Raw genomic sequence first — 14,322 nt, forward strand, 5'->3', positions numbered from 1 at the left:
CTCCCGTATTCTCGGAGGGTGGACGACCTCCTCCTCTGGCTGTTCGATGTGATCCAGTCGATCGATCCGGTCACGCGCACGCTCATCGCCGGGGTCGCCGTGATGCTCGAGACGAGCATCCTCATCGGGCTCATCGTTCCGGGCGACACGATCGTCATCATCGCCTCGATGGGAGTCACGAGCGTGTGGGAGGCGATCGCGATGGTGATCGCGGTCGTGATCGGCGCTCTCATCGGCGAGAGCATCGGCTTCTGGCTCGGGCGCTGGCTGGGTCCCCGCATCCGCCGATCGTGGATCGGGCAGCGCGTGGGTGAGAAGAACTGGGTGCGCGCCGAGAACTACCTCGCGCGTCGTGGGGGCATCGCGATCTTCCTGTCGCGCTTCCTGCCCGTACTCCACTCCCTCGTCCCGTTGACGGTCGGCATGAGCCACTATTCGTATCGCCGCTTCCTGGCGTGGACGGCTCCCGCCTGCCTCCTCTGGGCGACGGCCTACGTGAGCATCACCTCCCTCGCCGCAGGCGGCTTCCGCGAGCTCGTCGATCGCGTGCACTTCGCCGGGTACATCTTCGTCGGCATCATCGCGGTCTTCCTGCTGCTGATCTTCCTGGGCAAGCGGCTGCTGGGCCGTCTGGAGTCCCGCCACATCGAGACGCCGGACGCAGGCGCGCAGAATACTGCCGACGTGAAAGACTGAAGCAATGGCTTCCGCACCCCTGGCGCCCCGGATCCACTGGTTCGCGCGCCTCGAACACCGCTTCCACGTGTGGCGTGAGGGGCGAGCGCGCCGTCGCGGTCGCAGCGCCACCGTCCTCCCGTTCCCCGGCTACGGCGGTCCGGGGTGGGTGCGTGTCCTCGGCCGGGTGCTGATCGTCCCCCCGCTGCGCAAGGGCGACGACGGCGAGCCGGCGAGCATCCGTGGGTGGCGGAGCTTCGTCGGGATCCCCGTGAGCTTCGCGAAGGTCACCGTGACCATCGGGGACTCCGTGCACCATGTCGTCGCGGATCGGGGCGGCGTGATCGACTCGGTCATCCACGCCGAGCTCGAGCCTGGCTGGCAGACCTTCACGTTCTCGGTCGAGGGCAAGGACCCCATCGAGGCCACCGCCTTCGTCGTGGCGGAGTCGACGCAGTTCGGCGTGCTGTCGGACGTCGACGACACCGTCATGGTCACCGCGCTGCCGCGTCCGTTCATCGCGGCCTGGAACTCCTTCGTCGTCGACGAGCACGCGCGCATCCCCGTCCCCGGCATGGCCGTGCTCCTCGACCAGCTGCTGCGACAGCATCCGGGCGCACCCATGATCTACCTCTCGACCGGAGCCTGGAACGTCGCTCCGACCCTCCGCCGGTTCCTCGGCAGGCATCTGTTCCCGGCGGGCTCGATGCTGCTCACCGACTGGGGACCGACGCACGACCGCTGGTTCCGCAGCGGACGCGACCACAAGCTCACGAACCTCCGTCGCCTCGCCACCGAGTTCCCGCACGTCAAGTGGCTCCTCATCGGCGACGACGGTCAGCACGACGAGGCCATCTACTCCGAGTTCATGGAGGAGCACCCCGACTCCGTGCGCGGTGTCGCCATCCGACGGCTGCTGCCCGCCGAGGCGGTGCTGGCCGGTGGCCGCGCCGGGCGCGAACCGCACTCCGAGGACGTCGCCCCCTGGGTGAGCGCGGAGGACGGCGCCGGACTGCGCGACCTCCTCGGCGAAGCCGGCATCCTGGACTGACATGCTGCTCCCCCGGACCACCTGGCTGGAGCGCGAACGGGCGCACCGGGAACGCGCGGACGCTCTGACGGCCGAGCACCGTGCCCGCGCGTCGCGCCGCGAGACCCACCCGGTCTGGGACTTCCTCTTCACCTACTACTAGTACAAGCCGGCGCAGCTGCGGCGGTGGCATCCCGGTGCGGGCGTCGAGCTGGAGGATGCCGGCGAGCGGCGCACCTGGCGCTGGTACTCCCCCGGCACGACCCTCGACGGCGCCGTCCCCGATGCAGCCGTGTTCGCCGCGGAGAAGCCCGAGCTCGCCGGACTCATAGAGCGGATGCTGCGCCGCACCGCCTCGCGACCGGGCCAGTTCGGCTGCTTCGGCCTGCATGAGTGGGCGATGGTCTACCGCGCCGACGAACACCGCCATGCGGTGCCTTTGCGTCTCGGACAGTCCGGCACCGACCGCGTCGTGGAGAGCCACGAGCTGCGGTGCACGCACTTCGACGCCTTCCGGTTCTTCACGGCCGATGCGGTGCCGCGCAATCGCACGCCCCTGACGCGCGATGACCAACCGCTGTTCGAGCAGCCGGGCTGCCTGCACGCCGGCATGGACCTCTATAAGTGGGCGCTCAAGCTCGGACCCCTCGTTCCCGGTGAGCTGCTGCTCGACGCGTTCGAGCTGGCCCGCGACATCCGCCTGCTCGACATGGAAGCCGCTCCGTACGACCTCAGCGCCTGGGGCGTCGTGCCGGTGCCGATCGAGACGCCCGAGGGGAAGGCCGAGTACGTGCGTCGGCAGCGGCGGTTCGCGGAGCGCGGGGCGGTGCTGCGTGCGCGGCTGCTCGAGTCGTGGCACGGAGCCGACGCACTGGCTGCTGTCTGAGCTGCTCTGCCGTGACGTCAGCCGACCGGCTCGCATTCCGGGCACAGTGTCCACTCCGCCGTCGCGGCTGTGTGCTGTAGGCGGAGGGCCATGACCCGCGTGGCGGCATCGACGAGCCGATCCTCCGGCACCGTGCCCGCCTCGACCGCAGCCGTGATCCCGGCGGCGATCTGACCCGCCGTGTCGGGCGTCGACCCGGCGATCATCAGCAGCAGGTCGCTGCCGGCCGCGAGAGCGGTCACCGCGTTGGCCACGGGGTCGGCGTAGGCGGGGACGCCCGACGACGACAGCATTCCGAGGTCGTCGGTGACGATCACCCCGTCGAAGCCGAGCTCGTCTCTCGCGATCTCGTGCCAGGCGGGCGACAGCGAGGCCGGGGCCGCGTCGACCGCGGTGTACGCGAGGTGACCGAACATGAGGAGCGACGCTCCGGCGTCGACACCCGCCGCGAACGGGACGGCATCGGTGGCTCGCCATTCGTCGAGCGTCTCGGTCGTCGACGGGATCGCGTGGTGGGAGTCGCCCGGCGCCGCCCCGTGCCCGGGGAAGTGCTTGAGCGTCGAGGCGACGACCGGCTCCTGGGCGGTCGTGGCGGCGGCGACGCGCTCTGCCGCGCTCTGCGGGTCGGCGCCCAGTGCGCGCCCGAAGATGAACGACGCGGAGTCGGCCGGCACGTCGGCGACCGTGCCGAAGTTGACGTCGATCCCCGAGCGCGCGACGAGCGCGGCGCGTGCCGCGAATGCGGCAGACGTCGCAGCGACCGGCTGCGTCTTGAGCGAGGTCGACGCCGGGTAGGTGTCCGCGCCGAGACGCGAGACGATACCGCCCTCCTGGTCGATGGCGACGAGCGGAAGCGGCTCGGCGGCGGTGACGAGCGCTTCGGTCACGGCCGTGACGTCGCCATCCTCGGGCACGTTCGCGCCCATGAGGATGAAGCCGCCGAAACCCTGCTGCATGTAGCTCGCGAGCGCTGTCGGATCGGTCGTCGGAATGTGCCCCATGACCACGCTGGCCGCCTGCTCGGCGGTGCTCATGCGCTCGACGAGCTGCGCCGCACGCGCATCGATCCCTCCGCCGTCTGCGGCGGAGGGTGCGCGCGGGACTGATGCGCGGGTAGCGGGCGCGTCGACCGCGACCGCGGGTGACGACAGCATCCCCAGCCCGACGACGACCGCCGCGCTGATCGCCGCTGCCCGACGCCACCTCATCGGCTCAGGCGCTGAGCGCCTCGTCGATCGGGACCGCACTGTCGGAATCGCCGTTGCCGAAGCGGATCGTACGGCCGAACGTCGACGGGTTGCCGATCGATTCGGCGACGACCTGCGCGACGTCGGCGCGGGAGACCTCCCCGCGCCCCTCCGGGTCGATCACGATGCGCCCGGTGGGGTCGTCGAAGGTCAGCGTGCCAGGGCCGAGGATGGTGCCGTCGAGATCGGTGCCGCGCAGGTGCTCGTCGGCGGCCCACTTCGCGTCGGCGTACGGGAAGAACGAATCGTCCTCCGGGATGCCGTGATCCTCCTTCGACCCGATCCACGAGACCATGACGTAGCGACCGACACCGGCGTCGGCCGCGGCATCCATCGTGCGGATCGCGGCATCGCGATCGACGGCGTACGTGCGCTCGGGCGATCCCCCACCCGCACCGGCCGACCAGACGATCGCGTCGTGACCGGTGATGATCTCGGCGAGGCCGCGCGTGTCGAGCTGCTCGATGTCGGAGATCAGCGCGGTCGCGCCCGTCTTCTCGACATCGGCGACGTGGTCGGGATTGCGGATGACCGCCGTGACCTCGTCGCCGCGGGCGACGAGCAGAGGAGCGAGCAGCAGAGCGATGCGGCCGTGGCCGCCGAAGACGATGATGCGCGACATGTCTTCACCCTACGCGCCGGATCCGACATCGGCTCAGGTCAGCGGGGGCCTTGCGAACTGTCGATCACATATGCCTGAGGGTGCGACGGGAGGTAGCGCACGACCACCTGATCTCCCGACAGGTACGCGTCGCGGTCGGGGTAGACCGCTGGGGTGAAGAAGTTGCTCTCGACGGTGTACTCGACACCGGAGGCCGTCGAGAACGTGATCCAGTCGCCGTCACGCGTGCCCGTCGTCGGCTGTCCGTGCTCGTAGATGTACGCGCGCGTCACCGGAACGCCCGTCAGGCTCAGGATGCCGATCACGAGGTTCGCGAGCATGACGACCGTGAGCACGCGGAACACGATCCGCACGAGGCGTCCGCCCCATCGACCGCGCTTCGCGTGCTCTGGACGGAGCAGCCCCTCGCGCTCGCGCACTCGTCGCAGCGCACTGCCCGGCGTCGCCCCCGACGCAGAGAGCGCGAAGAGTCCGAAGAGCGAGAAGCCAGCGATGAAGACCATGGCGTAGCCGTGCGCCGCCGGGAAGTTCAGCAGCCAGATCAGGGTGTCGGGGATGTTCATCGGCCGGGCTCCTTCTCGATCGTGACCGCCACGGTCTGCGGATCCTCCCGCCGGTAGAACGCCCAGATCGGCGCGCCGACCTGAAAGCGCGAGATCGCCTCGGGGTACGCGAAGACGGTGGTCTCGGCCTCCCAGGTGGACTGCCCCTCGGGCGCCAGGAGCACCGTCAGGGCGAGCTCGCTCTGCCCCTCCAACCGTCGTCCGGTCGGTCGCACCGCGATCACGGAAGCCGGCACCTGCGTCCCCGTCGTCCGTGCCCGCACCTGACGCGGATCGATGAGCCCGCGGTCGATGCGCCACTGCAGCACGGCCTCGCGCACGGACGGGTCGCTGATGTCGGCGAGCTCAACGGCGTCCTGGTCGGCGAGGCTGTATCGCACCGGGAGCGGGTTTCCCACCTGCAACGACGACAGGTCGGTCGGCTGCACGAGGGTGCGCAGCTGGGCGATGAAGTCGTCGCCGGAGCCAGGCGTGACCCGGATGAAGAGGTCGTACTGCGGCACGTCGTTGACCGTGAGACCCGTGCGGGAGACCTCGACGATGCGGCCCACTCCGATGTGCGATTCGCCGCGGAGCTTCCGGCGTCGACCGAAGCCCGACATGGTGCCGCCGAACGTGAGCATGAGTCCCCAGGCGACGCCGATGATGATCGGAGCTCCGAGCGTGTCCTCCCCCGCGAAAGGCACGATGGACTCGCGCTGATTCACACCGAACAGTCCTTCGGCCGTCCAGATCACGAGCCATGCCGAGAGAAGCAGCCAGACGACCATGAGCGCGATGCGGATCATGTCCTCAGCGTATCGACGCCCCACCGCGCGGCCGGAATCGGCGGCTCACGGCGTGGGAACGACCCGCTCTGCCAGCGCCCGGTGCACGCCCTTGGCGGCCGCGCGCCCCGCTCGGTTGGCGCCGATGGTACTCGCCGACGGCCCGTACCCGACGAGCTGGACCCGCGGATCGGCGACCGCCGTGGTGCCACGACCGTTGCGGTCGAGCTGGATGCCGCCCGCGGCGCTCCGCAGGTGCAGAGGCGCCAGGTGAGCGATGGCGGGGCGGAATCCCGTCGCCCAGAGGATGACGTCGACGCGCTCGAAGCTGCCATCAGCCCAGCGAACGCCGTCGGGCTCGATGCGCTCGAACATCGGCCGCCTGTCGGCGTAGGCGCCCAGCCGCTCAGCCTCGCGCTCCTGCTCCCGCAGCATCAGCCCGGTCACGCTCACGACACTCTCGGGAGGCAGTCCCTGCGCCACGCGCTGCTCGACGAGAGCCACGGCCGCCGCTCCTGCCTCCGGGGTGAAGTCGTCGGTCCGCCAGACCGGTTCGCGGCGGGTCGCCCAGACGGTCTCGGCGATCGGCGCGATCGCACCGAGGAACTGCACGGCCGACGCCCCGCCGCCCACGACGAGCACGCGCTTGCCGCGGAAGAACTGCGACCCCGGGTAGTCGACCGTGTGAAACTGGTCGCCCAGGAACGTCTCCATCCCCGGGTAGTGCGGCAGGAACGGATGCGTCCAGGTGCCTGTGGCGTTGACGATCGTGCGGGCGCGCCACTCGCGGTCGCCGGCGTGGACGACGAGGATGCCGTCGTCGTCCGTGACGCGGTCGACGCGCACCGGGCGGATCACGGGAAGCGCATGGGCCTGTTCGTAGGCGGCGAAGGTGGCCGGCACCGCGACATTGGCCCTCTCGTCGTCGCGCGTGGGCGCGGCGTCGTCGGGGAGCTCTGCCACGCCGTGCACATCGCGCATCGTGAGCGCATCCCAGCGGTGCTGCCACGCTCCGCCCGGCCTCTCGTCGGCATCCAGCACCACATGGCGGATGCCGAGCCGGGTCAGGTGATACGACGCCGAGAGGCCGGCCTGCCCCGCGCCGATCACGACACTGTCGAGGATGTCCACGCTCTCGACAACACCCGGCCGCGCGGCGTTGTTCCGCGCACCGCCGACGCGCCCGGAGTGCGGGCCTCGATTGGTGCTGTGCGTGATCCGTGTAGTACTCTTTTCAAGTTGCTTCGAGCAGAAGGAAGCAGTTCTGGGCCTGTGGCGCAGCTGGTAGCGCACCTGCATGGCATGCAGGGGGTCAGGGGTTCGAGTCCCCTCAGGTCCACCATCGAGAACCCGCGAGAGATCGCGGGTTCTTTGGTTTTTTCCGGCGGCCTCGCGGTGGGCGTCCACCCGTGGTCGGTCATGTCGAGGAGACGCCGTGCCCGGTGGGCCGAGTCAACCGGGAATCTCCTTGACCGTGCCCCGGGGGCACCTGCTGATATGGGTATCGGCGACGGAAGAGGAACGCATGGCGTGGAGCACGAAGCAGCTGGCCGACCTGGCCGGCACGACGGTGAAGACGGTCCGGCACTACCATCGGGTCGGAGTGCTCGACGAGCCGGAGCGCGCGGGCAACGGGTACAAGCAGTATCAGACCGCTCATCTGGTCCGTCTGCTGCAGGTCAAGCGGATGAGCGATCTCGGCGTCTCTCTCGCGCAGATCCGCGCGCTGACAACGAACTCGGCCGACGCGGACACCTCCATCGCCATCCTCGACGCGGAACTCGAGGCGACCATCGAGCGACTGCAGCGCGCACGCGCCGAACTCGCTCTCCTCCTGCGATACCGCGCACCGCTCGACACGCCCGCACCGTTCGCGCATTCCGCAGACGGCCTCCCGGAGAAGTACCGCGACCTGCTCACCGTGTACTCCCGCGTCCTGAACGAGACGGTGCTCGACGACACGAGCGTCCTGCTCACCGAACCCGACGAGGCGAGCGAACCGTTCGAGGCTCTCACCGACGAGTCGGACGGCGCGGTCGTCGAGCACGTCGCCCAGCTCCTCGCCGTCTCGATGGCGGCGCACCGCGAGCGATTCCCCTGGGCGTCGGACCTGCGATCCGCGACACGGACGAAGGGAAGTCTCGCGCAGGAGGCTCTCTCGTCCGCACTCCTCGACACCTTCAACCACGGTCAGCTCCGTGCTCTCGCGCGTGCCGACGAGATCCTCCGACGCGCGGATGCGGAGGTCGATCCACCGGGGTGACCGATCTTCGTCCTGCCATCGTGACGTTGACCCTGCCCCGAGGGCGCGGTGTCCACTGACATCCATGACGAAGAACACCTCGAAATCGAACACCTCGACGAACGCGGAGCGTCGACCGCAATGGCTGGAGCTGATCGTCGCGCTGGTCGCCGCGGCGCTCATCTACGGCGCGGGCATCACCCTGCTGGGGATCTTCCCCGCCCCGACCCCGGCCATGGAGGGAGTCGTCGGGCTCTTCTTCTCGGGCGCGGCGCCGATCCTCGTGTTCACGATCGTCGTCCTCGTCCGCGTGCGTAACCTCTCCGCCTTCGGGGTTCGGCGGGTCGAGCCGCGATGGCTGCTCATCGCCGTGCTTCTGGCGGCTGCGTGCTTCGCCGTCATCCTGACCTTCGACACGGTGGTCCAGCATCTGTTCCCCGGCGTCGACGACTCTCAAGACACCCTGCGCGCCGCGGCGTCGGGAGGAGTACTCGCGCTCATCGGTACGATCTTCTTCGGAGCGGTCCTCACGCCGCTGGGCGAGGAGCTCGTGTTCCGCGCGATCCTGACTCGCTTCTTCGAGAGGTGGGGCAGTTGGGTGGCGATCGTGCTGAGCGCGCTGATCTTCGCCGTCTTCCACGGCATCAACCTCGTCTTTCCTTCCGCCCTCCTCGTCGGTCTCGTGAACGGGTGGCTCATGTTCCGCACGAAGTCGGTGTGGCCGGGAGTCGTCGTGCACATCGTCTACAACTCGGCGTTCCTCATCCTCTACTCGTTCAGTTGAAAGGAATGTCTGTGACAGACGCGAAGAGCGCGAAGAAGACCTGGACGCGTGCCTTGGCCGGGTCGGCGGTGACTGTGGTGCTGGCAGCGTCGGGCTGCAGCGCCGCGCCCGCTCAGCCGTCTCCGGTCAAGACCGATCAGACCGCTGCGCCCACTCCCCCCGCAGCCGCGGACATCGGTCCGCAGATCCGAGCGATCGAAGCGGACTTCGAGGTCGCCGTCGGGGCCGTCGCCATCCGAGACGACGGCCGGATCGTCGACCACGACGGCGACGCCCGCATGCCCTACGCGTCGACCATGAAGGTCTTCATGGCCGCCGCCCTGCTCGCCACCGCATCGCCGGAGGAGCGCGGGACGAACGTCCGCTGGACCCCGTCGCAGATCGATGCCGCCGGATACTCTCCCGTGACCTCCGAGCACCTCGACGACGGGCTCAGCTTGGATGCTCTCGCCGAGGCCGCCGTCCGCGACAGCGACAACACGGCAGCCAACCTCGTGATGGAGTCGCTGGACGGCCCGGCTGCCGTCCAGGACTTCCTCCGCGCACGAGGAGACACGACGACCGTCGTCACCGCCTACGAGCCCGAGCTCAACGTCGTCGTTCCCGGGAGCGACGACAACACCAGCACGCCGTCGGCTCTCGCGACGAGCCTGAAGAGCCTCTTCGACGGCGACTCCCTCGACCCCCGCTCCCGGGACACGCTCCTGGACTGGATGAGCGGCAATGCGAGCGGCGATGCCTTGATCCGTGCGGCAGCGCCCTCCGGATGGATCGTCGCCGACAAGTCCGGAGGGGCCGGCGGGGTGCGCAACGACGTGGCCGTGGTGACGACGGGATCGGGTGAGCGCATCTACATCGCGATCCTGACGGCGAAGACGGACCCGGATGCCGCGTACGACGACGAGGTCGTCGAGCAGGTCGCACGCGTCATGCTCGCCGAGTTCTGACCGGCGGACGCGGCGGCGTGCAGCCGCGTCGCTCACGAGCGCTAGCGGCGCGCCGAACCGTCGTCAACCCGGCCACGCCCCCTCCCTGCCCTCCGTAGGGTGGGAGGAGAGCATGGACGGACGTCCGTGCGGTGACGTCATGGGAGGCGTACGGATGCCGGAGCTGTCGGTCGATGCGGGGCACCTCCGGACCTCGGTGGTCATCCCGGTCAAGGACGATGCCCCGCTGCTCGCCCGCTGCCTCGACGCGCTCGCCGGGCAGACCGTGCCGCCCGACGAGGTGATCGTCGTCGACAACGGCTCGACCGACGACTCGGCGGCCGTCGCGCTCGCCGCGGGCGCCCGCGTGATCCCGTGCCCCGTACCCGGCATCCCCGCCGCCGCGTCGACCGGCTACGACGCCGCACGGGGAGACCTCGTGCTGCGCCTGGACGCCGACTGCGTGCCGGCGCCGACCTGGGTCGCAGAGGTGCGCGACGCCTTCTCGCACGCCGAGCAGGTCGCGGCGTTCACGGGACGCGCGCACTTCACCGACGGCCCGCGCGCTCTCCGCGCGCCACTCGCGCTGCTCTATCTCGGCGCCTATGCGGCGATGACCGGCATGGCGCTCGGGCATCTACCCCTCTTCGGCTCGAACCTCGCCTTCCGCCGTTCGGCCTGGGAGAAGGTCAAGGACGATGTGCACCGCGACGACGCCGAGGTCCACGACGACCTCGACCTCGCCTTCCACCTCGGCGACGCGTTCACGATCGCGCGCCTGCCCGGCTCGTCGATGGGAATGTCGATGCGGCCGCTGACCCAGGGCGCTTTCGGCCGCCGCGTGCACCGCGGGTTCCGGAGCGTGATGCTGCACTGGCCGGACGACTTCCCTCCCCGGCGCTGGCGTCGTCTCATCGCGCGACGTCGCCACGCCTCGCCCACACGCGCGTCGGCCGGGATCTCCGCATGACGGCATCCGACCCAGCGATGCCCGCCCGGCCGGGCGATGCGCCGGTGGGACCGGTCGATCCCGACGAGCTGCACGTCATGACCTTCAATCTCCGTCGACCGGCAGACGGCATCCTGCAGCGGCGCGCGGACCGGTGGGGCACGAGGGCGTCGGCGGTCTCGGCACTGCTGCGTGCGAGCCGTCCCGCCGTCCTCGCCCTCCAGGAGGCGCTGCCGCACGCCATGCCGACCGTCCGCGATGCACTCGGCTATTCCTATCGCGGTCTCGGTCGCGGGCGCGGACCCGGCGGACGCGGCGAGGGCACTCCCCTGTTGTACGACAGCACCCGACTGACCGTGCGGGCGTGGCGACAGGAGGCGGTGTCCGACGAGCCGGACCGCGAGGGCTCCCGATACGGGGGAACCCCGTTCCCGAGGATCCTCGTGTGGGCCGAGTTCGAGGACCGGCGAACGGGATCGACCTTCCTCGCGATCAATGCGCACCTCGACCCGCTGTCCGGCCGCTCCCGCGACCGATCCATCGACCGCATCCATTCCCTCCTCCGCGAGCGGGGTCTGCCGACAATTGTGCTCGGGGACTTCAACGCCGGACCGCGATCGAAGACTCTGCGGCGCATGCTTCACGGTGGGCTGCTCGTCGACGCCTGGACAGCCGCTCAGACCCGACGCACGCCGGAGTGGAGCACCCACGCGAACTATCGGCCGCCGCGGATCGGAGCGAGACGGATCGACGGGATCCTGACCACGACTGACATCGACGTCCGATCGACGGCCATCGACGCACGGCGCTTCGACGGGGTCTCCCCGTCCGATCACCTGGCCGTGCACGGCATCCTGCGCATCCGAGGAGCAGCGTGAAAGAGGACTTCCTTCGACCGCCGGCGACGCCCGGCGAATGGCTCGCCGACGCGCTGCGTCTGATCGGCGTGCTCGGGGTGATCGCCGCCGCGATCTGGCTGAAACCCACGGATGCCGGGATCGCCGCGCTCGCACTGCCCGCGCTCATGCTCCCCCGGATGCTGGGGCTCGCGGCCTGGTTCGACGTCACGACCTGTGCGACGGTGCTCGTGGCGGCGTGGAGCAACGTCTTCGACCTCTATCGCACCGTGAGCGGCTGGGACCTCGTGCTGCATTTCCTGTGCACAGGGGTGCTGTCGGTCGTCGCGGCTGTCATCCTCACCCGCACCGGCGTCGTCGCCCTCGTGTCGGCGGCCGACGGACGCGGCATCAGGATCCGCCGCCGCACGCCGATCGTCCTCGTGCCGCTGCTGGCGCTCGCGATCAGCGCGGTGTGGGAGATGATCGAGTGGCTCGGCTGGAGATACATCAGTGACGACATCTTCGTCACCTATCCGGACACTATTGGCGATATGGTGCTGGGTGGACTCGGCGGCGTCGCGGCCGGCGTCCTTCTCGCGCTCGTCCCCGTGGGGCGGCACGCGCTCGACCACGAGGCCCGAAAGGTTCGCAGCAGCTGAGCGGATGGCTGCGCGCGTGAATGCGAACCGCGAGAGGCGCCGCGCCCAGAGGACGCGGCGCCGGTCGCTCAACGCTCGGGCAGACGCACCGTCTCGTTCTCGGCGTCGTACTGCTCGCCGGTGACCTTCGACTTCACGAAGCTGAACAGCGAGGCGAGCTTGCCACCGGGGCTGTCCCAGTACTCCGCGGTCTCGGCCGTGAACTTCAGCAGGCCGACCTCGGGATCGTCGGGTCCGTCGGTGAACCAGGCCTCGACCGTGGGGCTCCACAGCTCGTGGATCTTCGCCCGGTCGTCGACGAGTTCCGCACGCCCCGACAGAGAGACCCACGAGTCGTTGGAGCTCATCGAGACGCCCACGCGGTCGTCCGCGCGCAGATCCGTGACGAACGTGGCGCCCTTCGCGACGAGGAACCACAGGTCTCCGTCGAACTCGGCCTCCTGGACCGTGAGCGGGTGGGCGACGAGCCGGTCCTCCGCATTGCGCGTCGTGAGCATGGCGAAGCGGAAGTCCTTGATGAGCTCCGCGACGCGCTGGGTGGGGGTCTGGTCGGTCATGGGTGTGTCGTCCTCTCCCGCCGCCTCAGTGGCGGCATGCAAGAATCGTGGGGCTTCCGCGACCCGCGCGCCAGGGGCTTGCTATCCGCAGCGGGCCTGGATAGAAAGACGGGGCGATCGTTCGTCATTCCGGCGTCGGCGCGAACAGCGGGAGGCGCACGAGATGGGACTGTTCCGACGACCGGAGCCGACGACAGCGGACTCGACGACACCGGATGCGGGCAGCCTGTGGGCGCGTGGATGGGGCCTCGCCGCGACGCGAAGTCTGCAGACCCTCGCGGTGCTCGCGCTCGTCGCGGTCGGCGTACTCGTCATCACGCAGCTGTCGCTCGTGTTCATCCCCGTGACCATCGCGCTCATCCTCGCGAGCGCCATCCATCCGCTCGTCGCCCTCATGAGACGACGCGGCGTGCCGTCGATCCTCGCGACGTGGATCGCCCTGATCGGCATCATCGTCGTGCTCGGCGGCGTGGTGTGGGTGATCGTGCTGACGGTCCGTTCCCAGTGGGACGACCTCGTCGACTCGGCCACCGACGGCATCACCCAGGTCACCGCGTGGCTCGACACCCTCCCCTTCGACTTCGCGTCGATCGACCTCGACGACGTCTGGGCGAGTGCCGGCGACTTCCTCACCAGCGCGTCGTTCGGTCGCGGCGCCCTCGCCGGCGTCTCCGCGACCGCGAGCTTCTTCACGGGACTCGCGCTCATGATCGTCGTGCTGTTCTTCTTCCTCAAGGACGGTCCGCGCATCTGGGAGTTCCTGCTGCGGCCCTTCACCGGGGAGAACTACGAGCGCGCTCGCCGCATCGGCGACAAGACCGTCGACGTCTTCGGCGGCTACGTGCGGGGCACGTCGATCGTCGCCGCCGCGGACGCGCTGGGAATCGGCATCGGCCTGGCGATCCTGCAGATCCCGCTCGCCATCCCGCTGGCGGTCATCGTCTTCCTCACCGCGTTCATCCCGCTCGTCGGCGCCACAGCGGCCGGCATCCTCGCCGCGCTCGTCGCGCTCGTGACCCACGGCCCCGTCGCCGCGTTGATCGTGGTCGGCATCGTCGTGCTCGTGAACCAGCTCGAGGGCAACTTCCTTCAGCCGGTCGTCATGGCCCGCTCGCTCAAGCTGCATGCTCTCGTGATCCTCCTCGCCCTCACCACCGGCACGATCCTCGGCGGCATCGTGGGCGCCGTCCTGTCGGTGCCGATCGCCGCCGTCGCCTGGGGCATCATCACCGTGTGGGACGGCCCCGACACGCCGGCGCGACCGTTCCGCAAGAAGCGCCCGGAGACGGTCTGACCTCGCCCTTAGCCCCGCCAGACCGCGCCGTCAAGCGACTCCCGTGGCGCCGGCACGCGTCGTAGCGTGGCAGCACTCAGGACGAGAGGAGCAGGCAATGACCAGCAATCCCCCACCCCCGATCCCTCCGGTTCCGCCGCTCGGCGACGGTGAGGAGTCGTCGGAGGAGCCGGTCCGCGAGGTCGACGGCGAGCGTGAGCTCGACCCGGACGCGAATCCGGACCTCATCGACAGCGCCGACGCCGACCGCATCGCTGCCGACGGCGACTGACCCGGTCGAGC

Annotated in this window: 16 protein-coding genes, 1 tRNA gene and 1 pseudogene; 12 read left to right on the forward strand and 6 right to left on the reverse strand. The window is 69.8% G+C overall.

Translation table 11 applies throughout. The annotated features are described in order from the left end of the window. Positions 1 to 18 precede the first annotated feature (18 nt). The 3 genes and pseudogenes from AUC47_RS12845 to AUC47_RS12855 all read left to right on the forward strand — a co-directional run bounded on the left by AUC47_RS12845 (position 19) and on the right by AUC47_RS12855 (position 2,591). Positions 19 to 696 (forward strand): DedA family protein, encoded by a 678-nt coding sequence (locus tag AUC47_RS12845; protein ID WP_096715561.1) that lies wholly within the window; start codon positions 19 to 21, stop codon positions 694 to 696. Between the two features lie 4 nt (positions 697 to 700). Next, on the forward strand, positions 701 to 1,726 hold the full coding sequence (locus AUC47_RS12850; protein WP_096715562.1) for an App1 family protein: 1,026 nt from the start codon (positions 701 to 703) through the stop codon (positions 1,724 to 1,726). A 1-nt stretch (position 1,727) separates the two neighbouring features. Next, a pseudogene (locus AUC47_RS12855) lies at positions 1,728 to 2,591 on the forward strand (3-methyladenine DNA glycosylase). Positions 2,592 to 2,608: 17 nt separating this feature from the next. Here the strand turns inward: AUC47_RS12855 and AUC47_RS12860 are convergent. From AUC47_RS12860 to AUC47_RS12880, 5 genes are read right to left on the reverse strand one after another with little or no spacing between them, the layout of a single operon-like run. Continuing rightward, on the reverse strand, positions 2,609 to 3,799 hold the full coding sequence (locus AUC47_RS12860; protein ID WP_179297625.1) for a glycoside hydrolase family 3 N-terminal domain-containing protein: 1,191 nt from the start codon (positions 3,797 to 3,799) through the stop codon (positions 2,609 to 2,611). 4 nt (positions 3,800 to 3,803) lie between these two features. Continuing rightward, positions 3,804 to 4,460: an SDR family oxidoreductase gene (locus AUC47_RS12865; RefSeq protein ID WP_096715563.1), complete on the reverse strand. Its 657-nt coding sequence runs from the start codon at positions 4,458 to 4,460 to the stop codon at positions 3,804 to 3,806. Between the two features lie 38 nt (positions 4,461 to 4,498). Beyond that, a complete protein-coding gene (locus AUC47_RS12870; RefSeq protein WP_096715564.1) occupies positions 4,499 to 5,023 on the reverse strand; it encodes a DUF3592 domain-containing protein in 525 nt (174 codons plus the stop codon). After that, positions 5,020 to 5,811, reverse strand: coding sequence for a hypothetical protein (locus AUC47_RS12875; protein ID WP_096715565.1), 792 nt, complete (start codon positions 5,809 to 5,811; stop codon positions 5,020 to 5,022). Before AUC47_RS12875 ends, AUC47_RS12870 begins: the two co-directional genes overlap by 4 nt. A 45-nt stretch (positions 5,812 to 5,856) precedes the next feature. Continuing rightward, positions 5,857 to 6,921 carry a flavin-containing monooxygenase gene (locus tag AUC47_RS12880; RefSeq protein ID WP_179297626.1) on the reverse strand — a complete coding sequence of 355 codons (1,065 nt, stop codon included), beginning with the start codon at positions 6,919 to 6,921 and terminating at the stop codon, positions 5,857 to 5,859. Positions 6,922 to 7,056: 135 nt separating this feature from the next. Between AUC47_RS12880 and AUC47_RS12885 the strand changes: the two genes are divergently transcribed. The 7 genes from AUC47_RS12885 (at position 7,057) to AUC47_RS12915 (ending at position 12,189) form a co-directional block, all read left to right on the forward strand. Next, positions 7,057 to 7,132: transfer RNA gene (locus tag AUC47_RS12885), tRNA-Ala, on the forward strand. A gap of 183 nt (positions 7,133 to 7,315) precedes the next feature. Then, positions 7,316 to 8,053 carry a MerR family transcriptional regulator gene (locus AUC47_RS12890; RefSeq protein ID WP_179297627.1) on the forward strand — a complete coding sequence of 246 codons (738 nt, stop codon included), beginning with the start codon at positions 7,316 to 7,318 and terminating at the stop codon, positions 8,051 to 8,053. Positions 8,054 to 8,117: 64 nt separating this feature from the next. Next, on the forward strand, positions 8,118 to 8,816 hold the full coding sequence (locus tag AUC47_RS12895) for a CPBP family intramembrane glutamic endopeptidase (protein WP_179297628.1): 699 nt from the start codon (positions 8,118 to 8,120) through the stop codon (positions 8,814 to 8,816). Positions 8,817 to 8,827: 11 nt separating this feature from the next. Then, positions 8,828 to 9,763: a class A beta-lactamase gene (gene bla / locus AUC47_RS12900; protein WP_179297629.1), complete on the forward strand. Its 936-nt coding sequence runs from the start codon at positions 8,828 to 8,830 to the stop codon at positions 9,761 to 9,763. 112 nt (positions 9,764 to 9,875) lie between these two features. Then, complete coding sequence (locus AUC47_RS12905) at positions 9,876 to 10,712, forward strand: glycosyltransferase family 2 protein (RefSeq protein ID WP_306453251.1); 837 nt, start codon at positions 9,876 to 9,878, stop codon at positions 10,710 to 10,712. Beyond that, the gene (locus AUC47_RS12910) at positions 10,709 to 11,569 is read left to right on the forward strand and encodes an endonuclease/exonuclease/phosphatase family protein (RefSeq protein WP_096715570.1); all 861 of its coding nucleotides are present in this window, start codon (positions 10,709 to 10,711) and stop codon (positions 11,567 to 11,569) included. The genes AUC47_RS12905 and AUC47_RS12910 overlap by 4 nt, the downstream gene beginning before the upstream one ends. After that, on the forward strand, positions 11,566 to 12,189 hold the full coding sequence (locus tag AUC47_RS12915) for a hypothetical protein (RefSeq protein ID WP_096715571.1): 624 nt from the start codon (positions 11,566 to 11,568) through the stop codon (positions 12,187 to 12,189). The genes AUC47_RS12910 and AUC47_RS12915 overlap by 4 nt, the downstream gene beginning before the upstream one ends. A gap of 68 nt (positions 12,190 to 12,257) precedes the next feature. On the opposite strand, the gene AUC47_RS12920 is transcribed toward AUC47_RS12915, so the two are convergent. Further along, on the reverse strand, positions 12,258 to 12,746 hold the full coding sequence (locus AUC47_RS12920; RefSeq protein WP_096715572.1) for a pyridoxamine 5'-phosphate oxidase family protein: 489 nt from the start codon (positions 12,744 to 12,746) through the stop codon (positions 12,258 to 12,260). Positions 12,747 to 12,909: 163 nt separating this feature from the next. Between AUC47_RS12920 and AUC47_RS12925 the strand changes: the two genes are divergently transcribed. Both AUC47_RS12925 and AUC47_RS16810 read left to right on the forward strand, forming a co-directional pair. Further along, positions 12,910 to 14,040 carry an AI-2E family transporter gene (locus AUC47_RS12925; protein WP_096715573.1) on the forward strand — a complete coding sequence of 377 codons (1,131 nt, stop codon included), beginning with the start codon at positions 12,910 to 12,912 and terminating at the stop codon, positions 14,038 to 14,040. Positions 14,041 to 14,137: 97 nt separating this feature from the next. Continuing rightward, positions 14,138 to 14,311, forward strand: a complete 174-nt coding sequence (locus AUC47_RS16810; protein WP_179297630.1) for a hypothetical protein — start codon at positions 14,138 to 14,140, stop codon at positions 14,309 to 14,311. Positions 14,312 to 14,322: the final 11 nt, after the last annotated feature.

Origin of the sequence: Microbacterium sp. SZ1, assembly GCF_002362255.1 — a bacterium.
Classification (GTDB): domain Bacteria; phylum Actinomycetota; class Actinomycetes; order Actinomycetales; family Microbacteriaceae; genus Microbacterium.